This is a genomic window from Massilia sp. CT11-108, from assembly GCF_047302915.1.
GTDB classification, from domain to species: domain Bacteria; phylum Pseudomonadota; class Gammaproteobacteria; order Burkholderiales; family Burkholderiaceae_D; genus Telluria; species Telluria orientalis.
Map to the genome: position 1 here is coordinate 1 of NZ_JBKYMO010000094.1, position 14897 is coordinate 14897.

The following is a 14897-nucleotide window of genomic DNA, read 5'->3' on the forward strand; positions in this document are numbered from 1 at the left end:
CGAGACCGGGGGCGTGCGCATCGGCCAGGGCGCCGAAGTCGTGGCCGGGGCCGTGGTCACCCATAACGTGCCGCCGTACGCGATCGTGGCCGGCGCGCCGGCACGCGTGGTCAACTACGTGCAGCAGGCCGAACGCAAGCCGGCGGCCGAGTGGCACACCATCACCACGCCGCCAAAAACGCCGTCGGCCGTGCGCCTCGGCGTCGGCGACGTGACCTTGCACCGCTTCAAATTCGTCGGCGACCCGCGCGGCGACCTGTCGGTCGGCGAGTTCATGCGTGAAATCCCGTTCATGCCGAAACGCTACTTCCTGGTCATGAACGTCCCCAACGACAAGACCCGCGGCGAACACGCGCACTACAAGTGCCACCAGTTCCTGGTCTGCGTTAAAGGCAGCTGTTCGGTGGTCGTCGACGACGTGGCATCCCGCTGCGAAGTGCGCCTCGACGCGCCGGACATCGGCCTGTACCTGCCGCCGATGACCTGGGGCATCCAGTACAAGTATTCGAGCGACGCCGTGATGATGGTGTTCGCGTCGGATTATTACGAAGCGGAAGACTACATCCGCGACTATGACGAATTCGTCGCCGCCAAACGCCGCATGGGCGACAGCGGCGCCCTTCCTGTGGAGCACGCATGAGTATTCCCTTCCTCGACCTGAAGGCCATCAACCTCGAGCAGGAAGACGCCATCGAACAGGCCATGCGGCGCGTGCTGCGGTCCGGCTGGTACGTCCTCGGCAAGGAAGTGGAAGCGTTCGAGCAAGCCTATGCCGCCTGGTGCGGTACGCGCCATGCCATCGGCGTGGCCAACGGGCTGGATGCGATCTTCCTCGTGCTCAAGGCATGGGGGGTGGGCCCGGGCGATGAAGTCATCGTTCCCAGCAATACCTATATCGCCACCTGGCTGGCCGCCTCGCATTGCGGCGCCACGCCGGTCCCGGTGGAGCCGGTGGCGGGCACGTACAACCTCGATCCGGCCCGCGTGGAAGCGGCCATCACGGCGCGTACCAGGGCCATCGTGCCGGTCCACCTGTACGGCCAGTGCGCCGACATGGAGCCGCTGATGGACATCGCACGCCGTCACCACCTGAAGGTCGTCGAGGACGGCGCCCAGGCGCACGGCGCGCGCTATCGCGGCCGGCGCGCCGGTACGCTGGCGCACGCCGCCGCGTTCAGCTTCTATCCCGGCAAGAACCTGGGCGCGCTGGGCGACGGCGGCGCGATCACGACCGACGACGACGCACTGGCACGGCAACTGCGCGCGCTGCGCAACTACGGCTCCCAGAAGAAATACCACAACGAATCCATCGGCTTCAATTCGCGCCTGGACGAGCTGCAGGCGGCGATCCTGTCGGCCAAGTTGCCCGTGCTGGACGACCAGAACGCCCGGCGGCGCGCGCTGGCGGCGATCTACGATGCCGAGCTGGCCGGCATCCCCGGCCTCGTCCTTCCCGTCGTGCCCGAGTGGGCCGAACCGGTGTGGCACCTGTACGTCGTGCGCCATGCACAGCGCGACGCGCTGGCCAAGGGGCTGGCCGAGGCCGGCATCGGCACGCTGGTGCATTACCCGATCGCACCGCACCTGCAGCCCGCCTACGCCGATCTCGGCATGACCGAGGGCCGGTTCCCGATCGCCGAGGCCATCCATCGCGAGGTGCTCAGCCTCCCGATGGGCCCGACGATGACGGCGGCGCAGGCGGTCGAGGTCGCGCAGGCGGTACGGCGCATCGCCGCGGCGCTGTGAACGGCGCCATCCCGTACTTTTTCTCACGAACGACAACGAACTCCGATCTCCATGACGCTTCCCAAAGTCAGCATCGTCATCCCGTCGTACAAGCCGGAGCACTTCGAACAATGCCTGCGCTCGGCCGTCGGCCAGACCTACCCGAATATCGAAATCCTCGTCAGCGACAATTGCCCGACCGAGCAAATCCGCGATATCTGCGCACGCTTTCCCGAAGTAATCTACCAGCGCTGCTCGGTGATCCGCGGCGATAACATCCACGCCGCCTTCTTCTCGGGCAAGGGCACGTACATCAAGCCGCTGTTCGACGACGACATCCTGCATCCGTTCTGCGTCGAGCGCATGGTGGCCGCGATGACTGCGCATCCGCGCGTGCAGATGACGTTCTCGGCCTCGCAGGTCATCGACGCCAACAACCTGCGCGTGGAAACCCGCCGTGCGTTCGAGGCCAGCGGTTCGATGACGGGCCTGGAACTGCACCGCAGCATGGTCCTCGGCATGCGTAATTTCGTCGGCGAATTCTCCACGGTGATGTTCACCCGTCAGAAGCTGTGGGAAATCGGCCACCACCGGCTGTTCGCGCTGGCCGGCCACGACTGCACCCGCGGGCTGTCCGACGTGTCCGCGTACTGCAACCTGGTCGAGGGCGGCGACGTGTTCTACCTCGACGAGGAACTGAGCTACTTCCGCCGCGATCCGCGCCTGCAGTCGGAATCGAATCCGGCCGTGAACAAGAATTTCGGCTACTGCTTCTCCGACTACTTCGACCTGCTGCTCGCGTCGCATCGCCTGGGCGTCGTCGGCACGCAGGAGCTGCTGGACAAGCGCGACCAGGTGCACACCGCCTACCTGCAGCTGCGCGGGGTCTTCTTCCAGATCGAGGAAGCCTGGCAGCGCTACGCCGCCTACACGGAGAGCCTGACCGCATGACGTCCCTGCCCCCCTTCTATTGCATCAGCCACAAGGACCCGGGCTGGCCCCTGCCGCCGTTCCTGACGCTCGTCGGCACCGGGGGCTACGTGCCGGAGCGCGGCATCGGCATGAGCGTGCACGCGCCGCAGCTGGCCTACAAGAACATGAAGCTGGGCGAATACGCGGCACTCTTCATGATCCGCCGCCTGCTGGAAGAAGCGCATGCCGACGGCTTCGTCGGCGTCTGCCATTACCGCCGCTACGCCCTGGTCGCCGAGATCGGCGAGCTGCGCGGTTTCAACTACCACGCGCACCCGAGCGAACTGCAGGACCTGCCCATCGAAGCGTTCATCGGCGACGGCACGACCCCGATCATCTCGGCGCCCATCAATTTTCCCGGCACGGTCATGCAGCAGTACTCGGCGAACGCGGTCGGGCGCGACCTGCTGATGTTCTTCGGCGACGCGGTCGACTGCGGCGTGATCGACAGCGACGAGGCGATCAACTTCCTGTCCGGCACCAGCTTCATCACGGCGGGCAACGTGGGCTACATGCCGGTCGCGTGGTTCGTCGAGACCATGCGCCAGCTCGAAGGCGTCGTGGCACGCTTCGCCCACAACCATTACGTCCGGCGCGAAGGCTACGAAGAACGTACGATGGGCTTGTGCTGCGAACGGCTGCATGGCCTGCTGCTGCGCAAGAAGGCATTGGAATACGGTGCGGACAAGGTGATCACGCGTCCCCTGACGGTGCTGACCGAGACCGGTCGGCTGAACTGAAACGGCAAGGAGATCGGATGAAAGCAGTCATCCTCGCGGGCGGCCTCGGCACCCGCATCAGCGAAGAAACCTCGGTCAAACCGAAACCGATGGTGGAGATCGGCGGCAAGCCCATCCTCTGGCACATCATGAAGGGCTATTCCACGCACGGCGTGAACGATTTCGTGATCTGCTGCGGCTACAAGGGCTACGTGATCAAGGAATACTTCGCCAACTATTTCCTGCACACGTCCGACGTCACCTTCGACATGCAGAACAACCGCATGGAAGTGCACACGCGCAGCGCCGAGCCGTGGAAGGTGACCCTGGTGGACACCGGCGACGACACCCTGACCGGCGGCCGCCTGAAGCGCGTGCGCGACTACGTGCGCGACGAAGAGGCGTTCTGCTTCACTTACGGCGACGGCGTCTCGAACGTAAACATCACGGAACTGATCGATTTCCACCGCGCCCACGGCAAGCTGGCCACGCTGACGTCCGTCCAGCCGCCGGGCCGCTTCGGTGCCCTCAACCTGCAGGGCGACGAGATCACCAGCTTCCAGGAAAAACCGCAGGGCGACGGCGCCTGGATCAACGGCGGCTTCTTCGTGCTCTCGCCGCAGGCCATCGACTACATCGACGGCGACGCCACCACGTGGGAGAAGCAGCCGATGGAAGGACTGGCGCGCGACGGCCAGATGCGGGCCTTCTTCCACCACGATTTCTGGCAGCCGATGGACACCTTGCGCGACAAGATGCACCTCGAAGAGCTGTGGAAATCCGGCCGCGCGCCCTGGAAGACCTGGGAGTGATCATGTTCGGCGACATCTACCGCAACAAGAAGGTCCTGGTCACGGGCCATACGGGCTTCAAGGGTTCCTGGCTCGTCATGTGGCTGCTCAAGCTGGGCGCGCGCGTCGCCGGCCTGTCCGACGGCATCCCGACCCAGCCGTCCATCTTCGAGGAGACCGGCCTGGCCGGGCATATCGAGCACCACCTGGGCGACGTGCGCGACCTGGCCGCCGTCCGGCGGGTCCTCGCCGATTTCCAGCCCGACTTCGTGTTCCACCTGGCCGCGCAGCCGATCGTCTCGACGTCGTACAGCGATCCCGTGGACACGATCACGACCAACGTCATCGGCACCACCAACGTGCTGGAAGCCCTGCGCCTGCACGACCGCCCCTGCGTCGCCGTGATGATCACGTCCGACAAGTGCTACGAGAACGTCGAGTGGCTGTGGGGCTACCGCGAGACCGACCATATCGGCGGGCGCGACATCTACAGCGGCTCGAAGGGCGCGGCCGAGGTGGTCATCCACGCGTACTACTGGTCGTTCTTCCGCGCGCCCGATTGCAAGGTGAGGCTGGCCAGCGGCCGCGCGGGCAACGTGATCGGCGGCGGCGACTGGGCCAAGGACCGCATCGTCGTCGACTGCATGCGCAACTGGTCGGAAGGCCGCAAGGTCGAGATCCGCAGCCCGCAGGCGACGCGGCCATGGCAGCACGTGCTGGAGCCGCTGTCGGGCTATCTCGCCCTGGGCGCGGCGCTGCACGAACGCCCGGAACTGTCGGGCGAAGCCTTCAACTTCGGACCGCGCGCGGAACAGAACCGCACCGTGCTGGAGCTGCTGGGCGACCTGTCGCGCCACTGGCAGTTCGCGAGTCCCGAACAGGCGTACGAGGTCACCGGCAATATCCCGTTCCACGAGGCGGGGCTGCTCAAGCTGAACTGCGACAAGGCCCTGTTCCACCTGCGCTGGGAAGCGAACCTGAACTACGAGACCTGCGTGCGCCTCGTCAGCGAATGGTATTACCGCTACTACCGCGAGCAGGCCGACATGCACGCGCTGACGCTCGCCCAGATCGGCGAATACGAAGCGCTGGCCGCGGCGCGGGGGCTGGCATGGACGCGCTGACGCCCTGCACGCTCACGCCGCTGGCGCGTATCGCCCACCCCAAAGGCGACGTGTACCACGCGATGAAGGCGACCGACCCGGGCTTCGCCGGCTTCGGCGAGGTCTATTTCACCACCGTGCATCCGGGCGTGACGAAAGGCTGGAAGCAGCATACGCGCATGACCATGAACCTCGTCGTCGTCGCGGGCAGCGTCACGTTCCACCTGCACGATGCCGGCACCGGCCGCACGGCCTCGCACACGCTGGGCGACGCCAGCTATGGCAGGCTCACGGTGCCGCCGGGCTGGTGGATGGCGTTCACCGGCACCGGGGACGGGACGAACCTGGTCTGCAACATGGCCAGCATCCCACACGATCCGGCCGAGGCAGTCAACGTCGACCTGGCCGCGTACCCGCTCGCATGAAGATCCTGCTGACCGGCGCCCGCGGACTCCTGGGAACGGCCATCGGCAAGGCGGCCGCCGCGCGCGGCTGGCACTGCGCGCCGCTGGCACGTCCCGCGCTGCCGGACGCCCCGGCCTACCTGCCCGCCGAACTCGCCGCCGGCTGGGATCTCGTGATCCATGCCGCCGCCAACACGAACGTCGAGCAGTGCGAGCTCGACCCGTCCACCTGCTACCGCGACAACCTGCTGCTGACCGAACTGATCGCCACCGCGTGCGCGCGCGCCGGCACGAAGCTGCTGTTCGTCTCCAGCACCGGCGTGTACGGCGCCCACGGCACCGCGCCCTGGCGCGAATACGACGCCGTGCGGCCGACCACGCACCACCACCGCAGCAAGATGCTGGCCGAGGAACGCGTGCTGGCCGCGAGCCCGGACAACCTCGTCGTCCGCACCGGCTGGCTGTTCGGCGGCGCGCCGGACATCCCGAAGAATTTCGTCGCCCGCCGCATCGACGAGGCCCGCGCCGCGCTGGCGAACGGCGCGACGATGCGTTCGAACGTCCAGCAGCGGGGCGTGCCCTGCTTCAGCGGCGACGTCGCGGCGCGCATGCTCGACCTGGGCGCGAGCGGCCTCGCGGGCGTCTTCAATTGCGTGAACGGCGGCTCGGCGTCGCGCCACGAGTACGTGCAGGCGATCGTGCGCCTGGCCGGCTTCGATCTCGAGGTCGGTCCCGCCGACGCCGCATCGTTCAACCGCAAGGCCAACGTCTCCGACAACGAAATGGCGGACAACTGGAAATGCGACCAGCTGGACTGGCCGGCCATGCGCGACTGGCGCGCCGCCCTCGCCGCCTATCTCGAGGGCGAACTCGCCCCTTACCTCGCAGCGAACTGACATGGAAACCATCGATATCGTCATCCTGGGCGCGGGCATCGCGGGCCTGGGCGCCGCGCTGCGCGCGCGCGAATTGAACCGCCAGGCCGTCGTCTTCGAGGCGCGCGACCGCGCCGGCGGCCTGCTCGACAACTTCACGGTCGACGGCTTCCGTTTCGACCACGCCGTGCACCTGTCGTTCGCGAACGAACCGGAAGTACGCGCGATCTTCGACCGCACGCCGTATCTCACGCACCCGGCCGATTCGTATTGCTGGGATGACGGCTACTGGCTCAAGCACCCGGTGCAGAACAACCTGTATCCGCTGCCGCCGGAACAGCGCGTGGCCCTGATCAAGTCCTTCCTCGCGCGTCCCGACACGCTCGCGCACGACGATTACGAAAGCTGGCTGCGCCACCAGTACGGCGACGCGATCGCCGAACGGTACCCGCTGCGCTACACGCAGAAATACTGGGCGGTGCCGGCCCGCGCATTGTCCACGACGTGGATCGGCAACCGCATGCGCCGCGCGGAACTGGACGAGATCCTGTTCGGCGCCCTGACGGGCGATACGCCGAACACGTATTACACCAAGGAGATGCGCTACCCCGTCGCGGGAGGCTACAAGGCGTTCATCCAGCCGCTGCTCGATGCCGCCGAGATCCGCACGGGCCACGCCGCGACAGGCATCGACACCGCGGCGCGCACCGTGACGTTCGCGAACGGCGCGACGGTGCGTTACCGGCAGCTCGTCAGCACGCTGCCGCTGCCGGTGCTCGTGCGCCTGGCCGGTGACGTCCCGGACGACGTGCGCGCGGCCGGCGCCGGCCTGCACGCCACGTCGATCGACCTGGTCTCCGTCGGGTTCGACAAGCCGCTCGTGAAGGACCTGTGGTTCTACATCTACGACGAGGACATCGCCGCCAGCCGCGCCTATTCGCCGTCCGTGAAATCGCCGGACAACGCGCCGCCCGGCTGCAGCTCGCTCCAGTTCGAGATCTACAACTACGACACGGGCAGCGCCCATGCGCCCGACGCGCTCAAGGAGAACACGGTCTACGCGCTGCGCAAGATGGGCATCGCGACGGCGGACGACATCGTCGTGCTCGACCATCGCCGCCTCGCCTACGGCAACGTCATCTTCGAGCAGGGAATGGAAGAACGGCGCGCCCGTGTGCGCGCCTGGGCGGGCGCGGCGGGCATCGCCACGTGCGGCCGGTTCGGCGAGTGGGATTATTTGTGGAGCAACCAGTCGCTCCTGAGCGGCTACCGCGCCCTGCCTTGAGGACAGGCGCGCGGCGCCGGGCGATCACGGTTCCCGGATCGCTTCGTCCAGCCCCTTCGTCAGGGGCCACAGCAGATACGACAACACGGTCCGCTTGCCGACCACGATCTCCGCGGTCAGGGTCATGCCCGGCAGCAGGCGCGCGTGCGGGTCCATGTTCTTCAGCTTCCCGCCGCCCAGGTCGATGCGGCTGACGTAGTAGGCATCCGTGCCCGATTCCGCGTTCGCCGTGTCGCGCTTGAACGCGTCCTCGGACAGGGTGCGCACCTTGGCTTCCAGGGTGCCGTGCTTCTGGAACGGGAACGCGTCGAGCTTGATGTGGGCGACGTCGCCCGGCTTCACGTGGCCGACGTCGAGCGAATCGATCTGCACTTCGGCGTCCAGCGCGGTCCCCAGCGGCACGAGCGTGAACATCTTTTCGGCGGCCTGCGCGACGGAACCCTGCGACAGCTTGGCGATGTCCTGCACCATGGCATCGGCCGGCGCGGTCAGGATCACCTTGTCGCGGCGCAGCGTGCCCTTCTTGATCTGCTCGGCCGTCGCGTCGCGCTCGCGCGTTAGGTTCAGCAGGTCTTCCATGATCTTCTGGCGCCAGCCGTTCACGAACGCGCGCTTCTCCGCCTCCAGGCCGGCCAGCGCGCGGCGGATCTCCGGCTCCTGGTTCTTCGCGAGCGTGTAGTCGCGCTCCACTTCCATGCGCTTGTTGCGTGCGTCCAGCAGGTTGACCTTGGCGCCGAATTTCTGGTCGACGAGGCGTTCCTGCATCGTCTCCACCTCGCGCAGCGATTTCGTCCTGTCGCCCAGCACCTGCTGGTCGCGCACGTTCGTGTCGAGCGAGGCGCGCGTCTTGGCGATGTTCTCGTCCAGGCGCGCCATCTGCGCGGCGAAGTTGGCGCGGCGTTCTCCCGCCAGCTTGTCCTGCAGTTGCGTGTCGGCCGACACCTTGCCCGTCTCGGCCAGGGTCCCGCGGCCGGCCAGTTCGGCCTCGAGGCGTTTCACCTGCGTGTCCAGGCTGTCGAACTTCAGGCGGAGTTGCGCCTGGTCGGCGTCGGCGTCCGTCGGGTCCAGGGTGGCGAGGCGCTCGCCCTTCTTGACGACCTGGCCGATGCGCACGTCGATCGAGCGGATGATCGACGTCTCGATCGGCTGCACCACGATATTCGACAACGGGGTGGTCAGCCTGCCCTGCGCCTTCACCACCTCGTCGATCTCGGCGATGCTGGCCCAGCCGAGGAAGCACACGAGCATCGCCGCCAGTGCGTGCACGGTGATGCGCGCGTACGGCGGCAGCGGACGGCGCTCGATCTCGTCGGCGTCCGGCAGGAACTCGATGTCGGTCGGATCGAGCGCGGTCACAGATGACTTGTTTGCTGGTTCCATAATTGAATGTAAGTAGAGCAGCGCGTCAGGAGTTCTTCATGGCGGCCCGCGTCCATCAGCTGGCCGCGCTGCATGACCAGGATCGAATCGGCGTTGACGAGCGTCGACAGGCGGTGCGACACCATGATCACGGTGCGGCCGACGGCGATGCGCGACAGGTTGTTGATGAAGATCGCTTCGCTTTCGGGGTCGAGCGCGCTCGCGGCTTCGTCCAGCACGAGGATGCGCGGCTTGGCCAGCAGCGCTCTAGCGATCGACAGGCGCTGTTTCTGGCCGCCGGACAGGTTCGACGCATTCTCTTCCAGCATCGTGTCGTAGCCCTGCGGCATGCGCTCGATGAATTCGTCGGCGCCGGCAGCACGTGCCGCCTCGACGATGTCCTCGAAGCTGGCCTCGGGCATCGTCGCGGCGATGTTCTCGCGCACCGTGCCGTGGAACAGGAAGTTCTCCTGCAGGACGACGCCCACCTGGCGGCGCAGGTGCGGCAGGTCGATCTCGCGGGCGTCGTAGCCGTCGAAGCGGACGAGGCCCTCCTGGATGCGGTACAGGCCGTGGATGACCTTCGTGATCGTCGTCTTGCCCGAGCCGCTGCGGCCCACGATGCCGATCACGCTGCCTTCCTTGATCTCGAAGGTGGCGCGGTCGAGCGCGTTGTTCTGCGCGCCGGGATAGCGGAACACGACGCCGTCGAATGTGATGTTGCCGCGCAGTTCGGGACGCAGGCCGCCGGTGCGGCCTTCCGGCGCGCGGTTCATGACCTCGCCCAGCATGCGGATCGACAGCGCCGTTTCCTGGTATTCGTTGACGAGGCCCACCAGGGCGATCAGCGGCCCGCTGACGCGGCCGGACAGCATCTGGAAGGCGATCAGGGCGCCGACGGACAGCGTCTGGTCGAACACGTCCTGGGCGCCGATCACGATGATCACGACGGGCAGCAGCTTGCCGAGGAAGTCGGTGATGGCATTGCCCGTGATGGAGATCTGGCCCACGCGGAAGTGCTGGTTCAGCGCATTGGCCGAGCGCTGGTCCCAGGCGCGGCGCTGCATCGGCTCGATGGCCAGCGCCTTCACCGTGCGCATGCCGTGGATCGTTTCCACCATCAGCGCCTGGCGCTGGCCTTCGGCCGTGTACAGATCGTTCAGGCGGCGCTGGAACGTGGGCACGAGCACCGCGACGATGCCGCTGATGAGCAGCGTAAACAGCAGCACGATCATCGCCAGCTTGACGGAATAGCTGAACAGGATCGGCAGCAGGATGAACAGCGCGGTCAGGTCGAGCGCCGTGAAGAACATGCGGCCCGTGAGGAAGCCGCGGATCTTTTCCATCTGCTGCATGTGGCGCACGACCACGCCCGCGGACGTGGTCTCGAAATAATCGATGGGCAGCGACAGCAGGTGCGCGAACGTGCGCCGCGTGAGGCGGATGTCGATCTTGTTCGTGGCCCACAGGGTCAGGATCTGGCGCATGAAGCCGAACGTCGATTCGAACAGCAGCGCGATGCCGATGCCGGCCGCCAGCACCCACAGGGTCGAGACGCTATGGTGCACGAGCACCTTGTCGATCACGAGCTGGAAGAAGATCGGCGACGCGAGGCCGAGGATGTTCATGGCCATCGCGGCGATGGCGATGTCGCGGAACGCGGCCTTCTGCTGCAGGATCTCGGGAATGAACCAGCGCAGGCCGAACGGCTGGCGCGTGTCGGACAGCTTCGACGTGCGCTTGAGGAACAGGACTTCGCCGCTCCACAGCGACTGGAATGCGGCCGGATCGAGCATCTTGACGGTCCCGAGGTCGCCCAGCGGATCGAGTACCGCGAGCACGCCGCCGTCGTCGCTGCGCGCGCCCACGACGATCATGCTGTTGCCGTCTTTCAGACGCGCGAGCAGCGGGAACACGCCCTTCTGCCCCAGCAGCTTGTCGACCGTCAGCTGGCGCAGCTTGGCCTTCAGCCCGATGCTCGAGGCCATCCCCAGCAGCATGGACGACGAGGGCTCCTCCGCGTTCAACGCGTAGTCGTGGATCAGGCGCTCCGGATTCACTTGCAGGCCGTGATGCTGCGCGATGGCAGTCAGGCATTGCAGAGTTGTATGAGGGAATTTGTCGGCCATTAGGGAACTAATAGAAGCGAAGTGCGGCAGACCGAGAGATTACCTTGTTGTTGACCAGAATTGTTGCTGAACAGCACTGTGTTACGCCCCTTATTCTTGGTTTGTCGCAATTTGGACGCAAAAAAAGGCAAGACCGATAACGGTCTTGCCTTTTTGCTGTCAAAGCGGGCCGGCGCGAACCGGCCCCATGCTAGCGCGTTACGGCTCTTTATTTGCGGCTGCCGGTGGTGAGGAAGCCCGAGTCGTGCGGCGTCGTCACCGACTTGGCCAGCGATTCGGCCGTCGACGTCATCGCCGCGTTCGCACCGCTCACCTTGTTGCCGTTGGCGTCGAACTGCTTCATCACGTCGACCATCGTGCCGACCGAAGCCAGCAGGCCGGTCTGCGCGCCCGCCAGGTTCGGCAGGGTCAGGCCGCCGGCCGCCACGCCCGCATCGCCGGCGTTGAAGGCCGTCATCGCCTGGACCATGCTGCCGACCTTGCTGCTCAGCGAGGTCGCGGTCGCCGCGGCTTCCGCGGCCGACTTGTCGGTCGTGAACCACACGTCGCCCGTGGCGGCCGTGGAGCCGTCGGTCTTCGTGAAGGTCGACTGCATGCCGATCCAGTTGCCGTTGTCCTTCGCCGCGGTCTTGTCGCCGTTGACGTTGATGCTTGCCACGTTCAGCGATGCCAGGCTCTTCAGCTCGCCCGATTCGCTGACGCCGTCGCCGTTCGCGTCGACCCACACCTTCAGGTTGCTGTAAGCAGCATCCTTCGAGTCGATCACGCCGTCGCCGTTCGCGTCCAGCTGGGCCAGTGCTTCGTAGCCGTTGGAGGCGTTCTGGCCGCTCGCCAGCTTCGTCGACGTACCGAACAGCTCGCTACCGTCGTCGATCGAACCGTTGCCGTTGCGATCCAGTGCCAGCAGGCCGTCGGTCGCATCCGCCCAGCCCGTCGTGACCTTGCTGCCGGTCGCGAACAGGTCGAACTGCACGCCCTGGGCGATGCTCTTCGTGTGGATGCCGTCGCCGTTCAGGTCCAGCACGATCGGGCTGCCGACCTTGAGCTGCTGGATCTGTGCCGTCGTCATCGAGCCCACCTGGGCCGACGTCAGCGCATGCACCTGGCCGGTCGTCAGCGCGGCAACCTGCGTCGTCGTCAGACCGTTCTGGATCTGGTTCGTCGTCAGTGCCTGGATCTGGTTCGTCTTCAGCACGGCGATGTCGCGGGTTTCGAGCGTCGAGATCTGGCTGGTCGTCAGCGACGACAACTGGCCGGTCGTCAGCGCCTGCACCTGGCTGGTGGACAGCGCGACGATCTGGTTCGTCGTCAGGCCGTTTGCCACCTGGCTCGTCGTCAGCGCGCCGATCTGCGCCGTCGTCAGCGAGGACAGCTGGTTCGTCGACAGGCCGGCCGAGATCTGCGCGGTGGTCAGCGCCGAGATCTGGCTGGTCTTCAGCGCGATCAGGTCGCGGGTCTCCAGCGCGGCGACCTGGTTCGTCGTCAGCGCACCCAGCTGGGCCGTCGTCAGGGCGGCGGCATCGGCCGACGTCAGGGCGACGATCTGGTTCGTCGTCAGGCCTGCCTGCACCTGGGTCGTCGTCAGCGCGGCGATCTGGTTCGTCTTCAGCGCGGCGACGTCGGCGGTTTCCATCGCGGCGACCTGGTTCGTCGTCAGCGCGGCGACCTGGGCCGTCGTCAGCGCGCTGGCCTGGACCGTCGTCAGCGCGACGATCTGGTTCGTCGTCAGGCCTGCCTGCACCTGGCTGGTCGTCAGGGCCGCGATCTGGGCGGTCGTCAGCGAAGCCAGTTGCGAGGTCTTCAGACCGGCCGAGATCTGGTTCGTCGTCAGTGCCTGGACCTGGTTGGTCTTCAGCGCGGCGAGGTCGGCGGTTTCCATCGCAGCCACCTGGTTCGTCGTCAGGTTACCGACCTGGGCCGTCGTCAGCGCGGCAGCCTGGGACGTCGTCAGCGCGACGATCTGGTTCGTCGTCAGGCCTGCCGAGATCTGGTTCGTCGTCAGCGCGGCGATCTGGCTCGTCTTGAACGCGGCGAGGTCACGGGTTTCCAGCGCGGCGACCTGGTTCGTGCTCAAGGCGGCGGACTGCGCGGTGGTCAGCGCGCCAGCCTGGGCCGTGGTCAGGGCAACGATCTGGTTCGTCGTCAGGCCTGCGGACACCTGGTTCGTCGACAGCGCGGCGATCTGGGCCGTCGTCATCGACGACAGTTGTGCCGTGGTCAGGCCGGCCGAGATCTGGTTCGTCGTCAGCGCCTGCACCTGGCTCGTCTTGAACGCGGCGAGGTCGCGGGTTTCCAGCGCGGCGACCTGGTTGGTCGTCAGCGCGGCGGTCTGGCCGTTGGTCAGTGCGGCGGCTTGGGCCGTGGTCAGGGCGACGATCTGGTTCGTCGTCAGGCCGGCGGACACCTGGTTCGTCGTCAGGGCGGCGATCTGGCTCGTCTTCATGGCGGCCAGGTCGTTCGTTTCCATCGCGGCCACCTGGTTCGTGGTCAACGCGGCGGTCTGGGCCGTCGTCAGGGCACCTGCCTGGTTCGTGGTCAGGGCGACGATCTGGTTCGTCGTCAGGCCAGCCGACACCTGGTTCGTCGTCAGCGCGGCGATCTGGGCGGTCGTCATCGACGACAGTTGTGCCGTGGTCAGGCCGGCCGAGATCTGGTTCGTCGTCAGCGCGGCAACCTGGTTCGTCTTGAATGCGGCGAGGTCGGCGGTCTGCAGTGCGGCGACCTGGTTCGTCGTCAGCGCGGCGGACTGCGCAGTCGTCAGCGCGCCAGCCTGGGACGTGGTCAGGGCGACGATCTGGTTCGTCGTCAGGCCAGCCGACACCTGGTTCGTCGTCAGCGCGGCGATCTGGTTCGTCTTCATGGCGGCCAGGTCGGCCGTTTCCAGCGCGACGATCTGGTTCGTCGTAAGCGCTGCCATCTGGCCGGTCGTCAGGGCACCCGCCTGGTTCGTGGTCAGGGCGACGATCTGGTTCGTCGTCAGGCCGGCGGCCACCTGGCTCGTCGTCAGCGCGGCGACCTGGGCCGTCGTCATCGACGACAGTTGTGCCGTGGTCAGGCCGGCCGAGATCTGGTTCGTCGTCAGGGCGGCAATCTGGCTCGTCTTGAACGCGGCGAGGTCGGCGGTTTGCAGCGCGGCGACCTGGTTGGTCGTCAGGGCGGCGGACTGCGCGGTCGTCAGCGCGGCAGCCTGCGACGTGGTCAGCGCGACGATCTGGTTCGTCGTCAGGCCGGCGGCAACCTGGCTCGTCTTCAGGGCGGCGATCTGGCTGGTCTTCAGCGAAGCGAGATCGGTCGTTTCGATCGCGGCGACCTGGTTCGTCGTCAGCGCGCCGATCTGGCCGGTCGTCAGGGCACCCGCCTGGTTCGTGGTCAGGGCAACGATCTGGTTCGTCGTCAGGCCGGCGGCCACCTGGTTCGTCGTCAGCGCGGCGATCTGGGCCGTCGTCATCGACGACAGTTGTGCCGTGGTCAGGCCGGCCGAGATCTGGTTCGTCGTCAGCGCGGCGACCTGGCTCGTCTTGAACGCGGCGAGGTC

12 protein-coding genes are annotated in these 14897 nt (G+C 66.7%); 9 read left to right on the plus strand and 3 right to left on the minus strand.

Features of this window, described 5'->3' with window-relative positions:
• The 9 genes from ACEN88_RS10470 to ACEN88_RS10510 form a co-directional block, all read left to right on the plus strand.
• Nucleotides 1–640: WxcM-like domain-containing protein (locus ACEN88_RS10470; protein WP_413339395.1), on the plus strand; the 640-nt coding region annotated here is incomplete at its 5' end.
• Nucleotides 637–1746 carry a DegT/DnrJ/EryC1/StrS family aminotransferase gene (locus tag ACEN88_RS10475; RefSeq protein WP_413339397.1) on the plus strand — a complete coding sequence of 370 codons (1110 nt, stop codon included), beginning with the start codon at nucleotides 637–639 and terminating at the stop codon, nucleotides 1744–1746. The genes ACEN88_RS10470 and ACEN88_RS10475, both read left to right, overlap by 4 nt.
• A gap of 51 nt (nucleotides 1747–1797) precedes the next feature.
• Nucleotides 1798–2676 (plus strand): glycosyltransferase family 2 protein, encoded by an 879-nt coding sequence (locus ACEN88_RS10480; RefSeq protein ID WP_413339399.1) that lies wholly within the window; start codon nucleotides 1798–1800, stop codon nucleotides 2674–2676.
• Nucleotides 2673–3437 carry a hypothetical protein gene (locus tag ACEN88_RS10485; RefSeq protein ID WP_413339401.1) on the plus strand — a complete coding sequence of 255 codons (765 nt, stop codon included), beginning with the start codon at nucleotides 2673–2675 and terminating at the stop codon, nucleotides 3435–3437. The genes ACEN88_RS10480 and ACEN88_RS10485 overlap by 4 nt, the downstream gene beginning before the upstream one ends.
• A gap of 17 nt (nucleotides 3438–3454) precedes the next feature.
• Nucleotides 3455–4228: a glucose-1-phosphate cytidylyltransferase gene (gene rfbF / locus ACEN88_RS10490; RefSeq protein WP_413339402.1), complete on the plus strand. Its 774-nt coding sequence runs from the start codon at nucleotides 3455–3457 to the stop codon at nucleotides 4226–4228.
• Between the two features lie 2 nt (nucleotides 4229–4230).
• Nucleotides 4231–5331 carry a CDP-glucose 4,6-dehydratase gene (gene rfbG / locus ACEN88_RS10495; RefSeq protein ID WP_413339404.1) on the plus strand — a complete coding sequence of 367 codons (1101 nt, stop codon included), beginning with the start codon at nucleotides 4231–4233 and terminating at the stop codon, nucleotides 5329–5331.
• Nucleotides 5319–5735, plus strand: a complete 417-nt coding sequence (locus ACEN88_RS10500) for a WxcM-like domain-containing protein (protein ID WP_413339406.1) — start codon at nucleotides 5319–5321, stop codon at nucleotides 5733–5735. Before rfbG ends, ACEN88_RS10500 begins: the two co-directional genes overlap by 13 nt.
• The gene (locus ACEN88_RS10505; RefSeq protein ID WP_413339409.1) at nucleotides 5732–6610 is read left to right on the plus strand and encodes an SDR family oxidoreductase; all 879 of its coding nucleotides are present in this window, start codon (nucleotides 5732–5734) and stop codon (nucleotides 6608–6610) included. Before ACEN88_RS10500 ends, ACEN88_RS10505 begins: the two co-directional genes overlap by 4 nt.
• Nucleotide 6611: 1 nt before the next feature.
• Nucleotides 6612–7874 carry a protoporphyrinogen/coproporphyrinogen oxidase gene (locus ACEN88_RS10510; protein ID WP_413339411.1) on the plus strand — a complete coding sequence of 421 codons (1263 nt, stop codon included), beginning with the start codon at nucleotides 6612–6614 and terminating at the stop codon, nucleotides 7872–7874.
• A gap of 24 nt (nucleotides 7875–7898) precedes the next feature.
• Here the strand turns inward: ACEN88_RS10510 and ACEN88_RS10515 are convergent, their stop codons facing one another.
• The 3 genes from ACEN88_RS10515 to ACEN88_RS10525 form a co-directional block, all read right to left on the minus strand.
• Nucleotides 7899–9230, minus strand: coding sequence for an HlyD family type I secretion periplasmic adaptor subunit (locus ACEN88_RS10515; RefSeq protein WP_413339413.1), 1332 nt, complete (start codon nucleotides 9228–9230; stop codon nucleotides 7899–7901).
• On the minus strand, nucleotides 9227–11362 hold the full coding sequence (locus tag ACEN88_RS10520; protein WP_413339415.1) for a peptidase domain-containing ABC transporter: 2136 nt from the start codon (nucleotides 11360–11362) through the stop codon (nucleotides 9227–9229). Before ACEN88_RS10520 ends, ACEN88_RS10515 begins: the two co-directional genes overlap by 4 nt.
• 208 nt (nucleotides 11363–11570) lie before the next feature.
• On the minus strand, nucleotides 11571–14897 hold a 3327-nt coding region (locus ACEN88_RS10525; protein ID WP_413339417.1), incomplete at its 5' end, for a beta strand repeat-containing protein.

Bases quoted from the DNA above. Each gene is read 5' to 3' on its own strand.
- ACEN88_RS10475 (WP_413339397.1), top strand. From the start codon at position 637: ATGAGTATTCCCTTCCTCGACCTGAAGGCCATCAACCTCGAGCAGGAA.
- ACEN88_RS10480 (WP_413339399.1), top strand. From the start codon at position 1,798: ATGACGCTTCCCAAAGTCAGCATCGTCATCCCGTCGTACAAGCCGGAG.
- ACEN88_RS10485 (WP_413339401.1), top strand. From the start codon at position 2,673: ATGACGTCCCTGCCCCCCTTCTATTGCATCAGCCACAAGGACCCGGGC.
- rfbF (WP_413339402.1), top strand. From the start codon at position 3,455: ATGAAAGCAGTCATCCTCGCGGGCGGCCTCGGCACCCGCATCAGCGAA.
- rfbG (WP_413339404.1), top strand. From the start codon at position 4,231: ATGTTCGGCGACATCTACCGCAACAAGAAGGTCCTGGTCACGGGCCAT.
- ACEN88_RS10500 (WP_413339406.1), top strand. From the start codon at position 5,319: ATGGACGCGCTGACGCCCTGCACGCTCACGCCGCTGGCGCGTATCGCC.
- ACEN88_RS10505 (WP_413339409.1), top strand. From the start codon at position 5,732: ATGAAGATCCTGCTGACCGGCGCCCGCGGACTCCTGGGAACGGCCATC.
- ACEN88_RS10510 (WP_413339411.1), top strand. From the start codon at position 6,612: ATGGAAACCATCGATATCGTCATCCTGGGCGCGGGCATCGCGGGCCTG.
- ACEN88_RS10520 (WP_413339415.1), bottom strand. From the start codon at position 11,362: ATGGCCGACAAATTCCCTCATACAACTCTGCAATGCCTGACTGCCATC.